The 21301-nt window shown below is 72.7% G+C and carries 13 protein-coding genes; 5 read left to right on the top strand and 8 right to left on the bottom strand.

Annotation, left to right across the window (positions count from 1 at the left end; genetic code table 11):
* Positions 1-98: 98 nt before the first annotated feature.
* Positions 99-5066 carry an NAD-glutamate dehydrogenase gene (locus OHA84_RS15150; protein WP_053679419.1) on the top strand — a complete coding sequence of 1656 codons (4968 nt, stop codon included), beginning with the start codon at positions 99-101 and terminating at the stop codon, positions 5064-5066.
* Positions 5067-5134: 68 nt separating this feature from the next.
* On the opposite strand, the gene OHA84_RS15145 is transcribed toward OHA84_RS15150, so the two are convergent.
* Together OHA84_RS15145 and OHA84_RS15140 are read right to left on the bottom strand one after the other, a co-directional pair.
* Positions 5135-5920: an ABC transporter ATP-binding protein gene (locus OHA84_RS15145; RefSeq protein ID WP_266974082.1), complete on the bottom strand. Its 786-nt coding sequence runs from the start codon at positions 5918-5920 to the stop codon at positions 5135-5137.
* Between the two features lie 28 nt (positions 5921-5948).
* Entirely contained in the window at positions 5949-6845 is an 897-nt protein-coding gene (locus OHA84_RS15140; protein ID WP_266971263.1) for an ABC transporter permease, read from the bottom strand.
* A gap of 192 nt (positions 6846-7037) precedes the next feature.
* Here OHA84_RS15140 and OHA84_RS15135 point away from each other — a divergent pair, with 192 nt between their 5' ends.
* Positions 7038-7649 carry a TetR/AcrR family transcriptional regulator gene (locus OHA84_RS15135; RefSeq protein WP_053679415.1) on the top strand — a complete coding sequence of 204 codons (612 nt, stop codon included), beginning with the start codon at positions 7038-7040 and terminating at the stop codon, positions 7647-7649.
* Positions 7650-7768: 119 nt separating this feature from the next.
* Here the strand turns inward: OHA84_RS15135 and OHA84_RS15130 are convergent, their stop codons facing one another.
* The 4 genes from OHA84_RS15130 to OHA84_RS15115 all read right to left on the bottom strand — a co-directional run bounded on the left by OHA84_RS15130 (position 7769) and on the right by OHA84_RS15115 (position 14515).
* Entirely contained in the window at positions 7769-8614 is an 846-nt protein-coding gene (locus tag OHA84_RS15130; protein WP_053679413.1) for a carbohydrate ABC transporter permease, read from the bottom strand.
* Positions 8611-9966: a carbohydrate ABC transporter permease gene (locus OHA84_RS15125; protein WP_371591385.1), complete on the bottom strand. Its 1356-nt coding sequence runs from the start codon at positions 9964-9966 to the stop codon at positions 8611-8613. The genes OHA84_RS15130 and OHA84_RS15125 overlap by 4 nt, the downstream gene beginning before the upstream one ends.
* Before the next feature lie 3 nt (positions 9967-9969).
* A complete protein-coding gene (locus OHA84_RS15120; protein WP_078998992.1) occupies positions 9970-11370 on the bottom strand; it encodes an ABC transporter substrate-binding protein in 1401 nt (466 codons plus the stop codon).
* A 172-nt stretch (positions 11371-11542) separates the two neighbouring features.
* Complete coding sequence (locus OHA84_RS15115) at positions 11543-14515, bottom strand: FHA domain-containing protein (protein WP_266971264.1); 2973 nt, start codon at positions 14513-14515, stop codon at positions 11543-11545.
* 454 nt (positions 14516-14969) lie between these two features.
* On the opposite strand from OHA84_RS15115, the gene OHA84_RS15110 reads away from it, so the two are divergent.
* Entirely contained in the window at positions 14970-16715 is a 1746-nt protein-coding gene (locus OHA84_RS15110; protein WP_266971266.1) for a serine/threonine-protein kinase, read from the top strand.
* A gap of 182 nt (positions 16716-16897) precedes the next feature.
* The gene (locus OHA84_RS15105) at positions 16898-18148 is read left to right on the top strand and encodes a serine/threonine-protein kinase (protein WP_266971268.1); all 1251 of its coding nucleotides are present in this window, start codon (positions 16898-16900) and stop codon (positions 18146-18148) included.
* A gap of 124 nt (positions 18149-18272) precedes the next feature.
* On the opposite strand, the gene OHA84_RS15100 is transcribed toward OHA84_RS15105, so the two are convergent.
* Positions 18273-19322 carry an isopenicillin N synthase family oxygenase gene (locus tag OHA84_RS15100; RefSeq protein ID WP_107089206.1) on the bottom strand — a complete coding sequence of 350 codons (1050 nt, stop codon included), beginning with the start codon at positions 19320-19322 and terminating at the stop codon, positions 18273-18275.
* Between the two features lie 314 nt (positions 19323-19636).
* Here OHA84_RS15100 and prfB point away from each other — a divergent pair, with 314 nt between their 5' ends.
* Positions 19637-20746 carry a peptide chain release factor 2 gene (prfB, locus tag OHA84_RS15095; protein ID WP_053679402.1) on the top strand — a complete coding sequence of 370 codons (1110 nt, stop codon included), beginning with the start codon at positions 19637-19639 and terminating at the stop codon, positions 20744-20746.
* A 195-nt stretch (positions 20747-20941) separates the two neighbouring features.
* On the opposite strand, the gene OHA84_RS15090 is transcribed toward prfB, so the two are convergent.
* The gene (locus tag OHA84_RS15090; RefSeq protein WP_053679400.1) at positions 20942-21130 is read right to left on the bottom strand and encodes a hypothetical protein; all 189 of its coding nucleotides are present in this window, start codon (positions 21128-21130) and stop codon (positions 20942-20944) included.
* Positions 21131-21301: the final 171 nt, after the last annotated feature.

The following is a 21301-nucleotide window of genomic DNA, read 5'->3' as shown; positions in this document are numbered from 1 at the left end:
CCCGAACGGACATCCCGCCTCGCGGCCCGCGTCGCGCCGCCATGTCATTCCTTCCTTCACCTACGTCACGCAATGGCGCGCGACAGGAGCCAGAGGACATGCAGACCAAGCTGGACGAAGCAAAGGCCGAGCTGCTTTCACGGGCGGCCCGGGTAGCTGAGAACAGCCCGGCCGGGGGGCTACTTCCGTCTGGGTCCGAGCAAGGGGAGCGGCCCGACCGGGGCACGACGCTGTCCTACCTCCAGCGCTACTACCTGCACACCGCGCCGGAGGACCTCGCCGACCGGGATCCGGTCGACGTGTTCGGCGCGGCGCTCTCGCACTACCGGCTCGCGGAGAAGCGCCCCCAGGGCACCGCGAACGTCCGCGTGCACACCCCCACGGTCGAGGAGAACGGCTGGACCTCCAGCCACTCGGTCGTCGAGGTGGTCACCGACGACATGCCGTTCCTCGTGGACAGCGTCACCAACGAGCTGTCCCGCCAGGGACGCGGCATCCACGTCGTGATCCACCCGCAGGTCGTCGTGCGGCGTGACGTCACCGGCAAGCTGATCGAGATCCTCGGCCCCGACTGCGACGCGCACGGGCCCAAGACCGACCGACCCCACGACTCGCTCGTCGAGTCCTGGATCCACGTCGAGATCGACCGCGAGACCGACCGGGCGGACCTCAAGCAGATCACCGCCGACCTGCTGCGCGTCCTGTCCGACGTCCGCGAGTCCGTCGAGGACTGGGAGAAGATGCGCGACGCGGCCATGCGCATCGCGGAGGAACTCCCGAACGAGCCCACCGCGCCCGACCTGCGCGAGTACGAGCTCGAAGAGGCCCGCGAGCTGCTGCGCTGGCTCGCCGACGACCACTTCACCTTCCTCGGCTACCGCGAGTACAACCTGGTCGACGGGGACTCCCTCTCCGCCGTGCCCGGCACCGGCCTCGGCATCCTGCGCTCCGACCCGCTACACAGCGGCAAGGAGGACGGCCACCCCGTCTCGCCGTCCTTCAACCGGCTGCCGGCCGACGCGCGCGCCAAGGCCCGCGAGCACCGTCTGCTCGTCCTCACCAAGGCCAACAGCCGCTCGACCGTGCACCGCCCCTCGTACCTCGACTACGTCGGCGTGAAGAAGTTCGACGCCGATGGCAACGTCGTCGGCGAGCGCCGCTTCCTCGGCCTGTTCTCCTCCGCCGCGTACACCGAGTCGGTGCGCCGGGTCCCCGTCATCCGACGCAAGGTCGTCGAGGTCCTCGACGGCGCCGGCTTCGCGCCGTCCAGCCACGACGGACGCGACCTGCTCCAGATCCTGGAGACCTACCCGCGCGACGAGCTGTTCCAGACGCCCGTCGACCAGCTCCGGGCCATCGTCACCTCCGTCCTGTACCTCCAGGAGCGCCGCCGGCTGCGGCTGTACCTGCGCCAGGACGAGTACGGGCGCTACTACTCCGCGCTCGTCTACCTGCCGCGCGACCGGTACACCACCGGCGTCCGGCTGCGCCTGATCGACATCCTCAAGGAGGAGCTCGACGGCACCAGCGTCGACTTCACCGCCTGGAACACCGAATCGATTCTCTCCCGCATCCACTTCGTCGTCCGCGTCCCGCAGGGCAAGGAACTGCCCGTCCTGACCGACGCCGACGTGGACCGCATCGAAGCCCGCCTGGTCGAGGCGGCCCGCTCCTGGGCCGACGGCTTCGGCGAGGCGCTCATCGCGGAGACCGGCGAGGAGCGCGCCGCCGAACTGCTGCGCCGCTACGGGGGCTCCTTCCCCGAGGGCTACAAGGCCGACCACTCGCCGCGCTCCGCCGTCGCCGACCTGGTCCGGCTGGAGCGCCTGTCCGCCGGGGACAGCGACTTCGACCTCTCGCTGTACGAGCCCGTCGGCGCGGGCCCCGGCGAACGCCGCTTCAAGATCTACCGCCAGGGCGAGCAGGTCTCCCTGTCCGCGGTGCTGCCGGTCCTCCAGCGCCTGGGCGTCGAGGTCACCGACGAGCGGCCGTACGAGCTGCGGTGCAGCGACCGGACGAACGCGTGGATCTACGACTTCGGCCTGCGGATGCCCGTCCACTCCGGGAACGGAGACGCCCACCTCGGCGACGACGCCCGCGAGCGCTTCCAGGACGCCTTCGCGGCGGTCTGGCAGGGCGAGGCGGAGAACGACAACTTCAACACCCTGGTGCTGAGCGCCGGGCTGACCTGGCGGCAGGCCGTGGTCCTGCGCGCGTACGCGAAGTACCTGCGCCAGGCCGTCTCGCCCTTCAGCCAGGACTACATGGAGGACACCCTCCGCAACAACGTCCACACCACCCGGCTGCTGGTCTCGCTGTTCGAGGCCCGGATGTCGCCCGGTCGACAGGCCGCGGGCACCGAGCTGATCGACGCGATGCTGGAGGAACTCGACGGGGCCCTGGACCAGGTCGCCTCCCTCGACGAGGACCGCATCCTGCGCTCGTTCCTCACCCTCATCAAGGCGACGCTGCGCACGAACTTCTTCCAGTTGAACGACGCGGGCGAGCAGCACGCCTACGTGTCGATGAAGTTCGACCCGCAGGCCATCCCGGACCTGCCGGCGCCCCGCCCGGCGTTCGAGATCTGGGTCTACTCCCCGCGCGTCGAGGGCGTCCACCTGCGCTTCGGCAAGGTCGCCCGAGGCGGCCTGCGCTGGTCCGACCGGCGTGAGGACTTCCGTACGGAGATCCTCGGCCTGGTCAAGGCGCAGATGGTCAAGAACACCGTGATCGTGCCGGTCGGCGCGAAGGGCGGCTTCGTCGCCAAGAACCTGCCCGACCCGTCGGTGGACCGCGACGCGTGGCTCGCCGAGGGCATCGCCTCGTACAAGATCTTCATCTCGGCGCTGCTCGACATCACCGACAACATGGTCGCCGGCGAGGTCGTGCCGCCCAAGGGCGTGGTCCGCCACGACGAGGACGACACCTACCTCGTCGTCGCCGCCGACAAGGGCACCGCGACCTTCTCCGACATCGCCAACGGGGTCGCCGAGGCCTACGGCTTCTGGCTGGGCGACGCCTTCGCCTCGGGCGGCTCGGCCGGCTACGACCACAAGGGCATGGGCATCACCGCCCGCGGCGCCTGGGAGTCCGTCAAGCGGCACTTCCGCGAGCTCGGGCACGACACCCAGACCCAGGACTTCACGGTCGTCGGCGTCGGTGACATGTCCGGTGACGTGTTCGGCAACGGGATGCTGCTCTCCGAGCACATCCGCCTGGTCGCCGCCTTCGACCACCGGCACATCTTCATCGACCCGAACCCGGACGCGGCCGTCTCCTACGCCGAGCGCCGGCGCCTGTTCGACCTGCCGCGCTCCTCGTGGGCCGACTACAAGACCGAGCTGCTGTCCGCGGGCGGTGGCATCCACCCCCGCACCGCCAAGGCCATCCCGGTCAACGCGCAGGTCCGCGCGGCCCTCGGCATCGAGGCGGGCATCACCAAGATGACCCCGGCCGACCTGATGCAGGCCATCCTCCAGGCCCCCGTGGACCTGCTGTGGAACGGCGGCATCGGCACGTACGTCAAGGCGACCGCCGAGACGCACGCCGACGTCGGCGACAAGGCCAACGACGCGATCCGCGTCAACGGTTCGGACGTCCGCGCCCAGGTCATCGGCGAGGGCGGCAACCTGGGTCTGACCCAGCTCGGCCGCATCGAGTTCGCCCGCACCGGCGCCGGCGGCGAGGGCGGCAAGATCAACACCGATGCCATCGACAACAGCGCCGGCGTGGACACCTCCGACCACGAGGTGAACATCAAGATCCTGCTGAACGCGGTCGTCGCGGACGGCGACATGACCGTCAAGCAGCGCAACAAGCTGCTGGCCGAGATGACCGACGAGGTCGGCCACCTGGTGCTGCGCAACAACTACGCGCAGAACACCGCCCTGGCCAACGGCGCCGCCCAGGCGCCCAGCCTGCTCCACGCCCAGCAGCGCTTCATGCGCCGCCTGGAGCGGGACGGACTGCTCAACCGCGGGCTGGAGTTCCTGCCCACGGACCGGCAGATCCGCGAGCTGCTGAGCAACGGCAAGGGGCTGACCCAGCCGGAGCTGGCCGTCCTGTTCGCCTACACGAAGATCACGGTGGCGGACGAGCTGATCGCCACCGGGCTGCCGGACGACCCGTACCTGCGCCGTCTGCTCCACGCGTACTTCCCGGGCGCCCTGCTCGCGAAGTTCCCGGAGCAGATCGACGCGCACGCGCTGCGCCGGGAGATCACCACCACGCTGCTGGTCAACGACACCGTCAACACCGGTGGTACGACCTTCCTGCACCGTCTGCGGGAGGAGACCGGCGCGTCCACGGAGGAGATCGTCCGGGCGCAGCTCTCGGCCCGCGAGATCTTCGGCATGGCCGGCGTGTGGGACGAGGTCGAGGCCCTCGACAACAAGGTCGCCGCCGACGTCCAGACCCGGGTGCGGCTGCACTCGCGGCGCCTGGTCGAGCGCGGTACCCGTTGGCTGCTGAACAACCGGCCGCAGCCGCTGGAGATCACCGAGACCATCGAGCTGTTCCGCGAGCGGGTGGCGCGGGTGTGGGCCGAGCTGCCGAAGCTGGTGCGCGGCGCGGACCTGGACTGGTACCGGTCGATCATGGACGAGCTGGTCGGCGAGGGTGTGCCGGAGGAACTGGCGGCGAAGGTGGCCGGCTTCTCGTCCGCCTTCCCGACGCTCGACATCGTCGCCATCGCGGACCGTACGGGCGTCGACCCGCTGGACGTCGCGGAGGTCTACTACGACCTCGCGGACCGGCTGGACATCACCCGGCTGATGGACCGGATCATCGAGCTGCCGCGGTCCGACCGCTGGCAGTCGATGGCCCGCGCCTCCATCCGCGAGGACCTGTTCGCGGCGCACGCGGCCCTGACGGCCGACGTGTTGGCGGTGGGCAACGGCGAGTCGACTCCCGAGGAGCGCTTCAAGGCCTGGGAGGAGAAGAACGCGGCGATCATCGGGCGTGCGCGGACGACCCTGGAGGAGATCCGGGGCTCGGACGACTTCGACCTGGCGAACCTGTCCGTCGCGATGCGGACCATGCGTTCCCTGCTGCGGACGCACGTCTAGGCGATTGCCCGACAGGGGCGCCCGGGCCGGTTCTCACCGGCCCGGGCGCCCCTTCGGCGTCGGTGGGCTCACTTCGTCCGGGTGAAGGCCTCGTACGCGTCGCAGACCTCGGCGGACGGGCCGTCCATGCGCAGCACGCCCGATTCCAGCCAGATGGCCCGGTCGCAGGTGGCGCGGATCGTGCCGATGCCGTGGCTGACGAGGAAGACGGTGCCGGCCCGCTCGCGCAGTTCCTCGATGCGGGCCTGGCTGCGGCGCTGGAACCCGGCGTCCCCGGTGGCCAGGGCCTCGTCGATCATCAGCACGTCGTGGTCCTTGGCGGCGGCGATGGAGAACCGCAGCCTGGCGCCCATGCCGGAGGAGTAGGTGCGCATCGGCAGGGAGATGAAGTCCTGCCGTTCGTTGATCCCGGAGAAGTCGACGATGTCCTGGTAGCGCTCGCGGATCCGCTGCCGGGTCATGCCCATCGCGAGGCCGCCGAGGACCACGTTCCGCTCGCCGGTCAGGTCGTTCATCATGGCGGCGTTCACCCCGAGCAGGGACGGCTGCCCGTGCGAGTAGACGGCGCCGCTCGTCACCGGCTGGAGGCCGGCGATGGCCTTGAGCAGGGTGGACTTTCCCGAGCCGTTGGTGCCGATGAGACCGATGGCCTCGCCCCGGTACGCGGTGAAGCTGACGCCCCGGACGGCGTGCACCTCGCGGACGGCGGGGACGGCCCGGCGGGAGAGGATCCGGCCGAGGGCGGCGACCGCGCCGCCCTCGGGGCCGCCGGCGCCGTGGACCTTGTAGACGACGTGGACTTCGTCCGCGATGACGGTCGGGACGCGGGTGTCGGGAGTCGGGGCTCCGGGGATGGGTGTGGTGCGGGTCGGGAGGGTGGGGTCAGCCACGGCCGTACTCCTCCTCTGCCTTCCAGAAGTAGACGAACCCGCCGACGCCGGCGAGCAGGGCCCAGCCGATCGCGATGGGCCAGACGTGGTGCGGGAGCGACGCGGCCTTGAAGCCGTCGATCAGGGTGAAGCGCACGAGGTCGATGTAGAGGGCGGCGGGGTTGAGTTTCAGGGCCGTCTCGACCCAGTGCGGCAGGTGGTCCTTGCCGAGCATCTGGTCGATGGACCACATCACGCCCGAGGAGTACATCCACGTGCGCAGGACGAACGGCATCAGCTGGCTGACGTCCGGGTTCTTGGCGCCGACGCGGGCCATGAGCAGGGCGCAGCCGGTGCAGAAGACGGCCATCAGGACGAGGGCGGGCACGGCCAGGAGCCAGGCCGGGCCGGGGGTCTGCCCGAAGGCCAGGAGCAGCACGACCAGCGCGCCCATGGTGACGAGGAGTTGTTGGAAGAGCTGGACGACGGTGGAGACGGGCAGGCTCGCACGCGGGAAGTGCAGGGCGCGGACCAGGCCGAGGTTGCCGTGCACGGCGCGGGTGCCGGCGTTGACGGAGCTGCCGATGAAGTCCCAGACGAAGACGCCGGTGAGCAGGAACGGCAGGTAGTCGGGCACGCCGTGGCGGGCCTTCATCACGATGCCGAAGATCAGGTAATAGACGGCCGCGTTCAGCAGGGGGGTCACGAGGTGCCAGACCTGCCCGAGCCGGGCCGTGCTGTACGTGGCGTGCATCCGGGCGGTGGCGTGGGCCGTCACGAAGTGGCGCCGACCCCAGAGCTCCGCGACGTAGCGGGGGAGGGAGGGGCGGGCGCCGCTCACGGTCAGGCCGTGGGCCGCCGCCAGCTCCGCCGGCGAGGCGGTGTGGTGGGTCACGGGGGTCGCGGTCACGGGGGTCGCTTTCGACGGGGCGCGCTGTTCGCGGGTGCGCTGTTCACGGGGCGCGCTTTCGAGGGGTTCGGACTCGGACGACGACGGAACGGGACCGTATCGTCGCTACGGCGAGGCTAGGACGTGGAACGTCGGAACGCAACCGTATCGTCGTGACGTGCGGGTGCCGGTGTGCGCGGCTATGCTCTCCGCATGACCACCGAGCCCGCCGCCGCCCCCGCCCGCCGGGCCCCCGCCGGGGCCGCCGTACTGCGCGAGGACGTCACCGAGGCGATCCGGGCGGCCGTGCTGGAGGAACTCGCGGCGGTCGGCTTCGCCCGGATGTCCATCGAGGCCGTCGCCCGCCGGGCCGGCGTCGGCAAGACCGCCGTCTACCGGCGGTGGAAGTCCAAGCTCCACCTGGTCCTGGACCTCGTGGCCGCCTTCGCCGTGGACGGGCTGCCCGCGCCGGCGACGGGCTCGCTGTACGGCGACGTACGAGCCCTGCTGGAGGTCATGTCCCACCTGCTGAGCCACCCGGTCGCCTCCGCCGTGATCCCCGACCTGCTCGTCGAGGCGGCACGCAACCCGGAGCTCGCGGACGCCGTGCGCGGAGCCCTCCTGGAAGGGGAGCGGCGGATGGCGGAGGGGATCGTCTCCGAGGCCGTCGCACGGGGCGAACTGGCCGCCGGAACCGACCCGTCGAGGGCCCTCGACCTGGCGATCGGGCCGCTGTACTGGCGTCAGGTCGTCGTACGCGAACCCGTGGCGGGACCGTACCTCGACGAGCTGGCCCGCTCGGTCGTCGCGGGCCTCACCGCCTAGCCTCCGTCGCCCCTACGGCCACAGGGCCGCCCCGACGCCCTGCCGCCCCGACATCCACGCCGGTCGGTGATCGCGGTCCGGCCCCGTGATCGCGGTCCGGCCCCGTGATCGCGGCCCGGTCATTTGATCGCCCCGGCCATCACCCCCGAGACGAACTGCCGTTGGAAGGCGAAGAAGACCACCAGAGGCACCAGCATCGACAGGAACGCGCCGGGCGCCAGCACGTCGATGTTGTTCCCGAACTGGCGCACCTGCTGTTGGAGCGCCACCGTGATCGGCGGGTTCGCCGAGTCCGCGAAGACCAGCGCCACCAGCATGTCGTTCCACACCCACAGGAACTGGAAGATGCCGAGCGAGGCGATGGCCGGACCGCCGAGCGGCAGCACCACCCGTGCGAACAGCCGCAGTTCACCCGCCCCGTCGAGACGGGCCGCCTCCAACAGCTCGCGCGGGATCTCCGCGAAGAAGTTCCGCAACAGGAACACCGCGAACGGCAGCCCGAAGGCCGTGTGGAACAGCACCACCCCGGCCGTGGTCTCGAACAGGCCGATCGCGCCGAAGAGTTCCGACACCGGGATCAGGGCCACCTGGACGGGGACCACCAGCAGCCCCACCACGATCAGGAACAACCAGTCCCGACCCGGGAACTCCAACCAGGCGAAGGCGTACCCGGCGAACGCCCCCAACACGAGGACGAGCAGCGTCGCCGGAACGGCAATCGCGACGGTGCTCAGCAGCGAGCCGGTGATCGTGTCGTCGGCCAGCAGTCGTGCGTAGTTGTCGGCGGTCAGCCGCGACGGCGCGCTCAGCGCCTGCCACCAGCCGCCCTCGTTGAGGCCGGTGGGGGAGAGGAAGGAGGAGATCAGCAGCCCGAGGGTGGGCACCAGCCAGAACAGGCCGGCGAGGATCAGGAAGACCCGCAGCACCCCGCCGGCCGCACGGGAGGCGAGGGACTGTGCGCTCATCGGCGGGCCTCCCGGCGCATCCGGCGAATGTTGTAGAGCATCACCGGCACCACCAGCACCAACAGCAGCACGGCGATGGCGCTGCCCAGCCCCGGGTCGGCGTTGGTGCCGAAAGAGGTGCGGTACAGCTGGAACGCGAGCACGTTCGCGTCGTCCTGGACCGCGCCCGGCGCGATCACGAAGACCAGGTCGAAGACCTTCATCACGTTGATGACCAGCGTGACCATGACCACCGCCAGGACGGGCGCCAACAGTGGGACGGTGATCCGCCGGAACACCTGCCACTCGCTCGCCCCGTCCACCCGCGCCGCCTCCAGCAGCTCACGCGGTACGGCCGCCAACCCGGCCCCGATCAACACCATCGCGAAACCGGCCCACATCCACACGTACGCGCCGATGATCGCCGGGGTCACCAGCGCCGGACCCAGCCACTGGACCCCCGCGTAGGCCTCCCGGAAGTTCGAGGCGGGCAGCCGCAGCAGCGCCCCGTCGGCCCGCTCGGACAGGGTGAACGTGCCGTCGGCGCGGGCCGACGCCGAGTCGACCACCGCGCCGTCCTTCACCGCCTCGATCCGCATCCCGGCGAACGCCGACTCGGTCGGGTCCACCGCGTTCGTCCGACCACCCCCGCCCCGGGTGAAGTCCTGCCAGGCGGTCCCGGTGACCTTGCCGGGCTCGGCGGCGGCGGGCCGCGCTGCCCGGGTGCCCTCGGGCAGCGCCTCCGGGGCCACCCCGACCAGCGGGAGCAGCGCCGGCACACCCGCCCGTACGGGATCGCGCGTCACGTACCCGCCCCCCTCGGCCGGCGCCAGCGGGGAGTCCCGGCCCGGGCGGGCCTTCGGGAACGCCGAGGCCTCCGCGAAGGTGTCGTGCACCCCCACCCACACCGCGTTGGCCACGCCCCGGTCGGGGTCGTGGTCGTACACGAGCCGGAAGATGATGCCCGCCGCCAGCATCGAGATCGCCATCGGCATGAACACGAGCAGCTTGAACGCCGTCCCCCAACGGACCCGTTCGGTGAGCACCGCGAAGATCAGCCCGAGGGCGGTGGCCGTCGTGGGGGCCAGCACCACCCAGATCGCGGTGTTCCCCAGGGCGGTGCGGATCGTGTCGTCGCTCAGTATCTCCCGGTAGTTGCCGCTACCGACGAAGGTGTCGCCGGAGCGGTCGAAGAAACTGCGGTAGACCGAATAGCCGATCGGGTGCACGACGAGCGCGCCGAGCAGCAGCAGGGCCGGGAGGAGGAACGCCGCCGCGATCAGCCGGCGGCGTCGGGCCTCCGCGGAACCCCTGCGCCCGGCGCCGCCCGTCGCGGCGACGACCGCGGCCGCGGTGGCGATTTTGGTGGCCACCGGTCAGTTCCCGTACGCCTTGGCCGCGTCACTCTCCAGTTTCGCCTGGGTGCCCGCCACGTCCGCCGGGTTCGCCAGGAAGTCCTGGAGGTGCTTCCACTCGCCCGCGCCCGGGGTCCCGCCGAAGGCCGCCGGAGCCTGGTCCGACAGGTCGAAGCGGAAGTCGTCGCCGGCCGCGATCAAGGCCTTCGCGATGTCGCGCTGGATGGCGTTCGGGTAGGCGGCCGGATTCACCGACTTGTTCGGGGAGACGAAACCGCCCTCGCGGGCCTGGATCTCCGCGGCGTCCGCCGACGCCAGGAACGTCAGCAGCGCCTGCGCGCCCTTCGAGGGCTTCAGCGCGACCGCCACGTCACCACCCGAGACCACCGGGGCCTTGTCGCCGACCGCGGGGAAGGGGAACACCAGGGCGTCCTCGCCGACCTTCGCCCCGGTCTGCGCGATGTTCACCGCCACGAAGTCGCCCTCGAAGACCATCGCCGCCGCCGGCCGGTCGCCACCGGTGAAGGTCTGCGTCACCGACTTCGGGAACTCCGTGGACAGGGCCCCGCTCGGCCCGCCCGCCAGGAAGTCCTTGCGGCCGAACAGCTCACCGAGGGTCGTCAGCGCCCGCTTGACGCTGTCGTCCGTCCACTTGATCTCATGCTTCGCCAGCTTGTCGTACAGCTCCGGGCCGGCCTGGGAGAGGTAGACGTTCTCGAACCAGTCCGTCAACGTCCAGCCGTCCGCGCCGGCCACCGACACCGCCGGGGTGCCGGAGGCGGACAGCGTGTCGGCCGCCGTCAACAGTTCCTTCCAGGTCTTCGGGGGCTGCACGCCCGCCGCCTCGAAGGCCTTGGCGTTGTACCAGATCAGCGACTTGTTGGCCGCCTTGTAATACACGCCGTACTGGGCGCCGTCCACCGCTCCGAGCTTCTTCCACCCGTCCGAGTAGTTCTTGTCCAGCTGGGCCTTCGCCTCCGGACCCACCGGCTGCGCCCACTTCTTCTCCACCGCGGACACCAGCGCCCCGACCTGGGGGAGCAGGGCCACGTCCGGCGGGGCGCCGCCCGCGATCTTCGTACCGAGGAAGGTGACGATCGGATCCTGCGCCGGGACGAACGTCACGGTGGCGCCGGTCCGCTTCTCGAACTCCTTCAACACCTTCGTGAAGTTGGCTTGTTCCGGACCCGTCCAGACCGCCGCGACCTCCAGCTTCTCCCCGGCCAGACGGGGTAATTCCACCCGGGGCCCGGTCGGCGCCTCGCCGGAGGACGGCGTCTCTTCCTTCTTGTCCCCGCCGCCGCACCCGGTGAGCGCGAGCGCGCCCGCCGCGAGCAACGCGGCCCACGCGCGGCTCCTCGTACGGCTTCTGAGGTGCTTCCTGCGGCTCTTCGTACGGCTGGTTCCCTGCTGACTGCGCATGGTTCTGCCCCCGATGCCCGTCCGGCCTTGATGGTGTGTCCCGTGCCACAAGGTCTACGCCGACCCGCGCACCCCCGCAATACCGCGTCGGGGCGTGCGGGGGCCGGGAACCGGCGTGCGCGGGCGGCCCGGGGAGCCCGTCGCGCGCGGTGCCGGCGGGGCGGACGGGTGACTACGGGGCGGCCGGGAACCGCACCGGCGTCGCCGAGACCAGGCGCGACGCCCGTTCCAGGGCGCTGGCCAACAGCGCCAGGTCGGTGGGCCCGTTGCCCAGCTCACGGACCGGGCGGCGGGCCGGCGGATCACCCATCCGCTCCCACTCCACCGGGACCACGGTCGGCCTCGACGTCGCCGTCCGCGGGATCCGACCGGTGACCCGGCCGCCCTGGAAAGGAACCGTCCGACCGTCCGCGTACCGGAGCACACCGCGTCCGGGGCCGGGCTGGTCCGGGGCGTCCAGCTCGACCCGCAGCCGGGCGAGGCGGGACAGTTCGGTGTCGGCCGTGCGGTCCGGGCGGGCGGTGGTGGCGACCAGGTGCACCCCGAGCCGGGCGCCCTCGCGGGCCACCCCCTCCAGGATCCGGACCACCGAACCGGCGGCGGGCCGGCCCGTGCTGCCGAGGCCCGGCGCGACCAGCGCGTCGAAGTCGTCGACGAGCAGCACCAGCCGGGGCAGCGGCCCCGGGCCGGACGCCGGATCGGTACGGGCGGCGGCGGAACGCAGCCGCAGGGTCCCCGAACGCTGCGAGTCGAGGTCGCCGCTCAGCTCGCCGGGAGTGGGCCGGCGGGGCGCGACCATCCGGTCGGACACCTCCCGCCGGGCGTGCCACTCGCTGAACGGCACCCCGTCCAACAGCTCGTGCCGACGCTTCAGCTCGGCGCCCAGCGCCTGCGCGAACTCCCGCATCCGCACCGGGTCCGAGGCCACGAGGTGCGCCGAGACGTGCGGCAACTCGGTACAGGGCAGCAGCCCGTCACCCCGCTCGCCGCCGGCGCCGTCGAGCAGGACGAGCCCCAGCCGGTCGGGGCGGGCCGCGGCGGCCAGCGAGGCGGCCACCGAGCGCAGAAGCTCGGTCCGGCCGCTGCCGGCGGGCCCCTCGATCAGCAGGTGGGGGCCGTCGTGGACCAGCTCGGCCCCGACCGCCCCGCGCCGGCCGGTACCGAGCACCACCTCGGCGAGCCCGCCGACACCCTGGCCCTGCTCCGTGCCGGCCGCCCAACGGGCCATCAGGGACGCCGGGGTGGCCCGCGCCAGACCCAACTCGTCCAGGAGCCGCGCCGTCTGCGGCAGCGAGGCGGTCGCCGGCCGCTGGGCCTCGGCGCCGGTGGACTCCGCGCGCAGCGGGGCGAGGGCGCGGGCGAACCGCTCCGCCCACGCCGCGGACACGGCGTCGGCCACGGCGGTCGTGCCGGGCGGGACCGGTCTGCCGCCGACGATCGCGAAGGTCCGTACGGCGGTGGCGACATCACCGCTGAGCAGGGCGACCGCCCCACAGTCCCGGAACGCGGGGGAGCCCGAGCAGGCCGTCTCGTACGTGTCGGAGACCGGGCTCGCCGGCGTCGCGGCCGGTGCCTCCGCGAGGGCCAGGACATGGATCCCGGCGGCGGGCCCGTGCGAGGCCAACCGTCCGGTGACGTCGCGCAGCTGCCCCGCGCCGGGGTCGCCGTCGAGGACGAGGAGCGTGTACGGGCCCTCGTACGCGCTCGCCGCCCGGCGCACCGCCTCCGGCCCGGCGGACGCCCAACCCGCGCCGAGCGGGCTCTCGTCGAGCCGGCGGGTCAGCTCGCCGGTGCGGGCGGCGGCCTGGTCGCGGTCGAACGCGAGGAGCAGTCGGCAGTCCTGGCCGTGCGCGGGGCGTACGTGCGGGAGCCAGCCGAGCCAGCCCCAGTCGGCGCGCCGCTCCTGGAGGCCCCGGCCGCGACCCGCGCAGACCAGCACGATCTCCAGTCGGCCCGGCGCGTGCAGTCCGGCGAGCTGGGCGATCACGGACCGGGCCACGCCGGTGAGGCGGGCCCGCGGACCGGCGATGCCCAGCGCCCCGGCCTCGCGGAGTTCGACCCGGCTGCCGGCGCCGAGCCCGACGTCGAGGGCGCCCGGCGGGCGGGACCAGAGCCGCCCGGTGGGCCCGAGGGCGGCGAGGAGCAGGGTGGCGGGGTCGTCGGCGGCGGGGCGCGCGGTCGGCGCCGGCTCGGTCTCGGCGGCCGGCTCGGCGATGTCCTCGCCCCGTACCCACTTGCGCGCCCACGCCCCGATGCCCCGCCGCCGGGGTTCGAACGCGGGGGCGGCGCCCTGCCCGCCGCCGGTCGCGTCGGGGTCGGGGAGGTCGGGTGCGAGCCCGGCGCCGGGGAACGGGGCGGGGTGGTGGTCCGGGTGGTGGGCCGGCGTCCGCGCTCCCGCGTACGGCGCGTTCACACCGTCCGGGCCGTCGGTGCCGATCCCGATCCCGGCGTCGGTCCCGGTGCCGGGACCGCCCGCGTCGCCGGCGGTGCCCGGCAGGGACAGGTGACCCTCCAGGTCCGGCACCACGGGGAGCGCCGGCGACGCGCCCCGGGCCGCGAGCCGGAGGGTCGATTCGCCGATCCGCAGCAACGCCCCCGGCACCAGTGGCACCGTCCGCGCTCCGACGGGGGCGCCGTCCAGGGTCGTGCCGTTCGTCGAGCCGAGGTCGGCCACCGCCACCCGCCCGTCCGACATCACCGTCACCGCGCAGTGCAGCCGCGACACGTCGGGGTCGTCCAGCGGCACGTCCGCGTCGGCCGCGCGTCCGATCCGTACCGCCCCGGGGTGCAGCAGGTGCACCCCGCCCGCGTCCGGACCGGCGACCACGTGGAGCTGGGGCGCGGCCGGTCCGTCCTCGGGCAGCGCGGGCAGCCCGTCCGGGGCGGGCGCGTGCAGGGCCAGGACGGCCCCGTCCACCAGGGGCGGCTCGCCCAGGATCCGCCGCTGGAGGTCGAGCCGTTCCGTACCGGCGTACAGCACGACGGTGCCCCCGGTGTCGGGTCCGCCCACGGTGGCCGCGAGCCCGGAGGCGACGGCGGCGAGCGCGGTCCCGAGGGGCGCGGTGACGAGCACGTCGCAGCCGACGGGCGTGCCGGAGGTCTGGTGGCCGCTGCGCGACCCGAGGACGGTCAGCCGGATCTGCATCGCCGTCAGCGGTCCCTTCTGCGCGGTGCGCAGTGCACGTGCGTGCGCCCGGCAGGGGAACGGCGGGACGTGCCGGCCCGATGACCCCCCACCCGGCACGGACGCGTCGTCCGGTCAGGTCTGCCGGAAGGAAGGGCTCCCGTCCCCGCCGTTCCGTACGGGTGCATCCTCGCACCTGTCGCGGACAACACGCCCGGCACCCGGCGACAAATGATCTTGATCGATCGTGACCCGAACCACTCGTCGCTCACATACGGACAAGCGAGTCGATGAAAACCAAGGAAAATCGCCTCCGGCATACCCGGTAAAACTCACTCTCCGTACATATGTACGGCAACCAACCTTCGATGCCCGGCGTCTTCATCCGGGACACCCCCTAGAGTGGGCCGGAAAACCCACAGCGGAAACAGCCGAAACCAGACGACAGTCAGACGACAGCAGGGGAGCGCGAGACGTGCGGCCAGTCGGCAGCAAATACCTGCTCGAGGAGCCGCTCGGGCGCGGCGCCACGGGCACCGTCTGGCGCGCCCGCCAGCGGGAGACCGCCGGTGCGGAGGCCGCCGTCGCCGGGCAGCCCGGCGAGACCGTGGCCATCAAGGTCCTCAAGGAGGAACTGGCCCAGGACCCGGACATCGTGATGCGCTTCCTTCGCGAGCGCTCCGTCCTGCTGCGCCTGACCCACCCCAACATCGTCCGCACGCGCGACCTCGTCGTCGAGGGCGACCTGCTGGCCCTGGTCATGGACCTGATCGACGGCCCGGACCTGCACCGCTACCTCCGCGAGAACGGCCCCTTCAGCCCCGTCGCCGCGAGCCTGCTGACCGCACAGATCGCGGACGCGCTCGCCGCCAGCCACGCCGACGGCGTGGTCCACCGGGACCTGAAGCCCGCCAACGTCCTGCTGGACGAACGCGGCGGCCAGATGAAGCCGATGCTCACCGACTTCGGCATCGCGCGCCTCGCCGACTCCCCGGGCCTGACCCGCACCCACGAGTTCGTCGGCACCCCCTCCTACGTGGCCCCCGAGTCCGCCGAGGGTCGCCCCCAGACCTCCGCCGTCGACATCTACGGCGCCGGCATCCTGCTCTACGAGCTGGTCACCGGCCGCCCGCCGTTCGCCGGCGGCACCGCACTCGAAGTGCTCCACCGCCACCTCAGCGAGGACCCGCAGCGCCCCGCGAACCTGCCCGAGCCGCTCTGGACGGTCATAGAGCGCTGCCTGCGCAAGGAACCCGGTGAGCGCCCGAGCGCCGAGAGCCTGGCGCGCGGCCTGCGCGTGGTCGCCTCCGGCATCGGAGTGCACTCCTCGCCCGCCGAGGTGGAGGCCGCGCTCGGCGTCGCCGCGCTGCTCGCCCCCGACCCCTCGCCCGCCCCGGTCCCCGCGACCCCCGGCGTCGCGGACGCCACCCAGGCGCTCTCCGGCTCCCCGATGGGTGCCTACGACCCGAACGGCATGACCAGCGTCCTGCCGCCGGTCGGCGCGGCCGACGCCACCTCCGTGCTGCCCGCCACCGGGGCGGGCGGCGCGGACCCGACGTCCGTCATGCCGCCCGTGCAGGACGGGGTGCACCCCTGGCAGTCGCAGATGCGGGCCGCCCGCGACCGCAACGAGCAGACGCAGATGCAGTACCTCGACCCGAGCGAGGACCCGCTGCGCCGCCGCCCGCAGCGCCAGGCGCCCCCGCCGCCCCAGCAGCAGCCGTACCGCCAGGGTCCGCCGCCGCAGCAGTACCGGCAGCCGCCGGCGCATCAGCCCCAGTACCAGCAGCCGCCGCAGCAGCAGCCGTACCGCCAGGGCCCGCCGCCCCAGCAGTACCAGCAGCCGCAGCAGCACCAGCCGGTCCACCAGCCGCAGTACCAGCAGCCGCCTCAGCAGCAGCCGCAGTACCAGCAGCCCACCCGGCCCCAGCAGAGTCCGCCGCCTCGACAGCCGGCCCCGCGCGAGCCGCGCGAACCGCGTCGCCGCAGTGCCAACCCGGTCCGGATCCCCGGTCTGGGCTGCCTCAAGGGCTGTGTGGTCATGATCCTGCTGTTCTTCGTGGCGGGCTGGCTGGTCTGGGAGCTCACCCCGCTCCAGGAGTGGGTCGGCACCGGACGCGGCTGGTGGGACCAGGTGTGGACGTGGGGCTCGGACGCGGTCGACTGGGTCACCGCCATCGGCGACTCCGCAGGCGGCTCCGGCGGCGGATCCACCCCCTGACGGCCGGCTGACGGTCCACCAGGAGGCGCTCGGGGCACCCCCCGCAGCGCCGACTTCGTGGATTTGTCGACTTCTGGGACGTGATTTCGCCCGCAGAAGTGAAGGTCGCCGCGATGCGGGGCGTTCAACGCCCACCCGGCCGCGTAGCTTTGGTGCGTAGGCCAGCCGCTGAGGGAGCAGTCGTGGCACGGAAGATCGGCAGCCGGTACACCGCGCACCAGATCCTTGGGCGCGGCAGCGCGGGCACGGTGTGGCTGGGCGAGGGGCCGGAAGGCCCCGTCGCCGTCAAACTGCTGCGCGAGGACCTCGCGTCCGACCAGGAGCTGGTCGGACGGTTCGTCCAGGAGCGCAGCGCGCTGCTCGGCCTGGAACACCCCCACGTCGTGTCCGTCCGCGACCTCGTCGTCGACGGCAACGACCTCGCCCTCGTCATGGACCTCGTCCGCGGCACGGACCTGCGGACGCGGCTCGACCGCGAACGACGGCTCGCCCCCGAGGCGGCCGTCGCCATCGTCGCCGACGTCGCGGACGCGCTGGCCGCGGCGCACGCGGCGGGCGTCGTGCACCGCGACGTCAAGCCGGAGAACGTCCTGCTCGACATGCAGGGCCCGCTCGGCCCCGGAGGCGCCCACCCGGCGCTGCTGACCGACTTCGGCGTCGCGAAGCTGATCGACTCGCCGCGCCGCAGCACCGGAGGCCGCGCCTCGGCGCCCACCACCCGGATCATCGGCACGCCCGACTACCTGGCCCCCGAGATCGTGGAGGGGCTGCCGCCGCGCGCGGCCGTCGACATCTACGCACTGGCCACGGTGCTGTACGAGCTGCTCGCCGGGTTCACGCCGTTCGGCGGCGGGCACCCCGGGGCGGTGCTGCGCCGGCACGTGACCGAGACCGTCGTACCGCTGCCCGGCATCCCGGAAGAACTGTGGCAGCTCATGGTGCAGTGCCTCGCCAAGGCGCCGGCGTCACGGTTGCGGGCCTCGGAACTGTCGACCCGGCTGCGGGACCTGCTGCCGATGCTGGCCGGGATCCCGCCCCTGGACGTGGACGAGCCGGACGAGGCCGACACGGAACCGGAACAGGCCGAGGAGAAGTCCGCGGATCCGGTACGGCGGCGCGGCGTGGTGCCGCTGGTCCCCGGCTCGGCGACGGACTCCAACCGGGACACGCACACCTCCATGCGGGTACCCGGCCCCGACGAGCTGGCCGGGGGCGCGCTGGGCACCGCCCGGGTCCCGCGCCCCGCGGGCGGCCACCGGCCCGGCTCCGCCCGGCACCGGGCCGAGACGGTCCGCAAGCGCCGGCTCGTGCTGTCCGCCTCGGCGGTGGTCCTGGTGGCGGCGGTCGGGCTGGGCACCTGGTTCGCGGTGTCCGACGGGGACGACGCCCCCGCCCCGCAGGACAGCAAGCAGTCGGGCACGGCGGTCCCGTAGCGGGCGCCGGCCGCGGTGGCGCCGGCCGCGCCCCGTGACCGGCCCGGCCCGGCCCCGGACATCGGCGGGCCGGGTCGGCGTACGTCGTCCGCCCGACCCGGCCGCACCGCGGCCCGCGCGCCGCCTACGCCGAGACCAGCTCCGGGTGCCAGCGCCGGGCCACGGTCGGGTGGGCCCGTACCCACCCCTTCAGCTCGTTGCGCCCGTACTCGGCGTGCAGCGGGTTCGACGCGTCGTGGGCCACGCCCGGCGCCTCGCTCAGGTACGCGCCGGGGACGGTCTCCACCACCGCGTCCAGCCGCGGGTTGTAGAAGAACGGCACCGAGAAGCGCTCCTGCGCCCCCGGCGGGCTCACCACCCGGTGGTCGGTGGCCCGCAGGTAGCCCTCCGTCGCTATCTCCAGCAGCTCGCCCAGGTTGACCACGAAGGCCCCCGGAAGCGGCGGGATGTCGACGTAGCGCCCCTCCCGTACGACCTGGAGCCCGCCCACCGAGTCCTGGAGCAGCAGCGTCAGGAAGCCGTAGTCCTTGTGCGCGCCCACGCCCTGGTCCGCGCCGGTCGGGGCGGACCCGGGGTAGCGGATCAGCTTCGTGTGCAGGTGGGGGCGGTCCGCGAAGGCCTCGTCGAAGAAGTCCGCGGGGGCGCCGATCGAGGTCAGCAGCTCCCGCAGCAGGCGGTGCGCCACCGCGGCGAGGCGGGACTGCCACTCCAGGACGACCGTGCGGAGCTCGGGCAGGGTCGCCGGCCACAGGTTCGGTCCCTCCAGCCACAGGAACGCCGGGTCGTCCGGGCCGACCACCGGCGCCGGCCGCTCGGCGCCCACGTCCAACTGGTCCCGCCAGTCGGAGGCGCCGCCGGTCAGCTCGTGCCCGATCCGGGTGTAGCCGCGGAAGTGCGGGGAGTTGAGGTTGCTCACGGCCAGCCGATCGGCCTCCGGGAGCGCGAAGAAGGCTCTGGTCAGGTCGAGGATGCGGGCGGTTTCCGACGCGCTGATCCCGTGCCCGGTCAGGTAGAGGAAACCGGTGTCCCGGGCGGCCGCGTGCAGCCGGCGCAGGAAGTCCTCGCGCTCGGCGGGGTCGTCGGCCCGGGACAGGTCGATGACGGCGAGGGAGGTCGCGAGGGAGGTGGTGCCAGAGTCGGCACGGGAGGAGGAGGAAGGGTGCGCGGACGGCATGACGGCTCCGTTTCGGATGTCACGGGGTCCTGTTCCCCTGAGATGGCGGGGCAGCGGGTGGGGCTGGCCGTCGGCAGGGATGGCGCCGGGGCCGGGTGTCCGCGTACAGGACCGAAGTCGGATCGGGGTGGATCAGGCTCGTGCGAGGTCCGGCGGCAGACAGCTCGTGGTGGTGACACGCATGTGGTCCACATGGCGGCGCTTCACGAGGAGGACAGTCATATGCTGAGCGTACGCCCGTGCGAGCGCATGTCCGTACGGGCCCGGCCGGCCTGGCCGGAGAGTGCCGTCCCGCGACCGGCTACGCTGGACCCGTGGCAGTCGTCGATGTTTCCGAAGAGCTGAAGTCCCTCTCCTCGACCATGGGGTCGATCGAGGCCGTCCTGGACCTCGACAAGCTGAGGGCAGATATCGCCGTGCTCGAGGAGCAGGCCGCCGCGCCGTCCCTGTGGGACGACCCGGAAGCCGCCCAGAAGATCACGAGCAAGCTTTCGCACCTCCAGGCCGAGGTCCGCAAGACCGAGACCCTCCGGGGCCGCATCGACGACCTCTCCGTGCTCTTCGAGCTCGCCCAGGAGATGGACGACGCGGACACCCTCGCGGAGGCGGAGACCGAGCTGGTCTCCGTGCGCAAGGCGCTGGACGAGATGGAGGTCCGGACCCTGCTCTCCGGCGAGTACTCCGAGCGCGAGGCCCTGGTCAACATCCGCGCCGAGGCCGGTGGCGTCGACGCCTCCGACTTCGCCGAGCGCCTCCAGCGCATGTACCTGCGCTGGGCCGAGCGGCACGGCTACCCGACCGAGATCTACGAGACCTCCTACGCGGAGGAGGCCGGCATCAAGTCGACCACCTTCGTCGTCAAGGCCCCGTACGCCTACGGCACCCTCTCCGTCGAGCAGGGCACCCACCGCCTCGTCCGGATCTCGCCCTTCGACAACCAGGGCCGCCGCCAGACCTCCTTCGCGGGCGTCGAGGTGCTGCCGGTCGTCGAGACCAGCGACCACGTCGAGATCGACGAGGCCGAGCTGCGCGTCGACGTGTACCGCGCCTCCGGCCCCGGCGGCCAGGGCGTCAACACGACCGACTCGGCCGTGCGCATCACGCACCTCCCGACCGGCATCGTCGTCTCCTGCCAGAACGAGCGCTCGCAGATCCAGAACAAGGCCAGCGCGATGAACGTGCTCCAGGCCAAGCTGCTGGAGCGGCGCCGCCAGGAGGAGAAGGACAAGATGGACGCCCTCAAGGACGGCGGAAGCTCCTGGGGCAACCAGATGCGCTCCTACGTCCTGCACCCGTACCAGATGGTCAAGGACCTGCGGACGGAGTTCGAGGTCGGCAACCCGCAGGCGGTGCTCGACGGCGAGATCGACGGCTTCCTGGAGGCCGGGATCCGCTGGCGCAAGCAGCAGGAGCAGACCGCTTAAGAACGCGCTTGAGGACGTGCTTGAGCACGTGCTGGAGAGCGTCGGACCGTTCGACGGCGGGTACGCGTGAACGTGGAAGGGCCCGGGCACCCCAAGGTGTCCGGGCCTTTCGCGTACGTGCGATCGGGACGCGGCGGAAGAACGGCGCGCTCGCAGCCACGCGGTCGGGACTGCGCGGGCAGCCACGCGGTCGAACTACGCGGTCTGGGCCACCAGCGCCAGAGCCGCCACCAGCACCACCAGAAGCGCGATGAGCGCCATGGGATTCAGGCCGGCGAAGGGGCTCTCCTGCTGGAGGCGCTCCCGGTTCGCCCGGCACACAGGGCAGCGGCCCTGGTTGACGGGTGCGGCGCAGTTCGCGCACACGAGCCGGTCATATGTCATGCGCTCCTCCTCTCGTCCCCTGGTACAACGGCAAGGGGGACGGGTCCGTTCCCCCTACCACTGTGCCGGCTTCCACGACATTCGGCGCGGCCCGTCCGGGCCATCGCGATCGGGCGGCCCCGGGACGCGGGACATATCGGTCAAGTCCGGATGCCGGGTCCACACCCCGCG

Source organism: Streptomyces sp. NBC_00513, assembly GCF_041431415.1.
GTDB lineage: Bacteria > Actinomycetota > Actinomycetes > Streptomycetales > Streptomycetaceae > Streptomyces.
The sequence above is the reverse complement of the archived record's forward strand: the minus strand, read 5'-3'. Positions and strand labels throughout refer to the sequence as shown.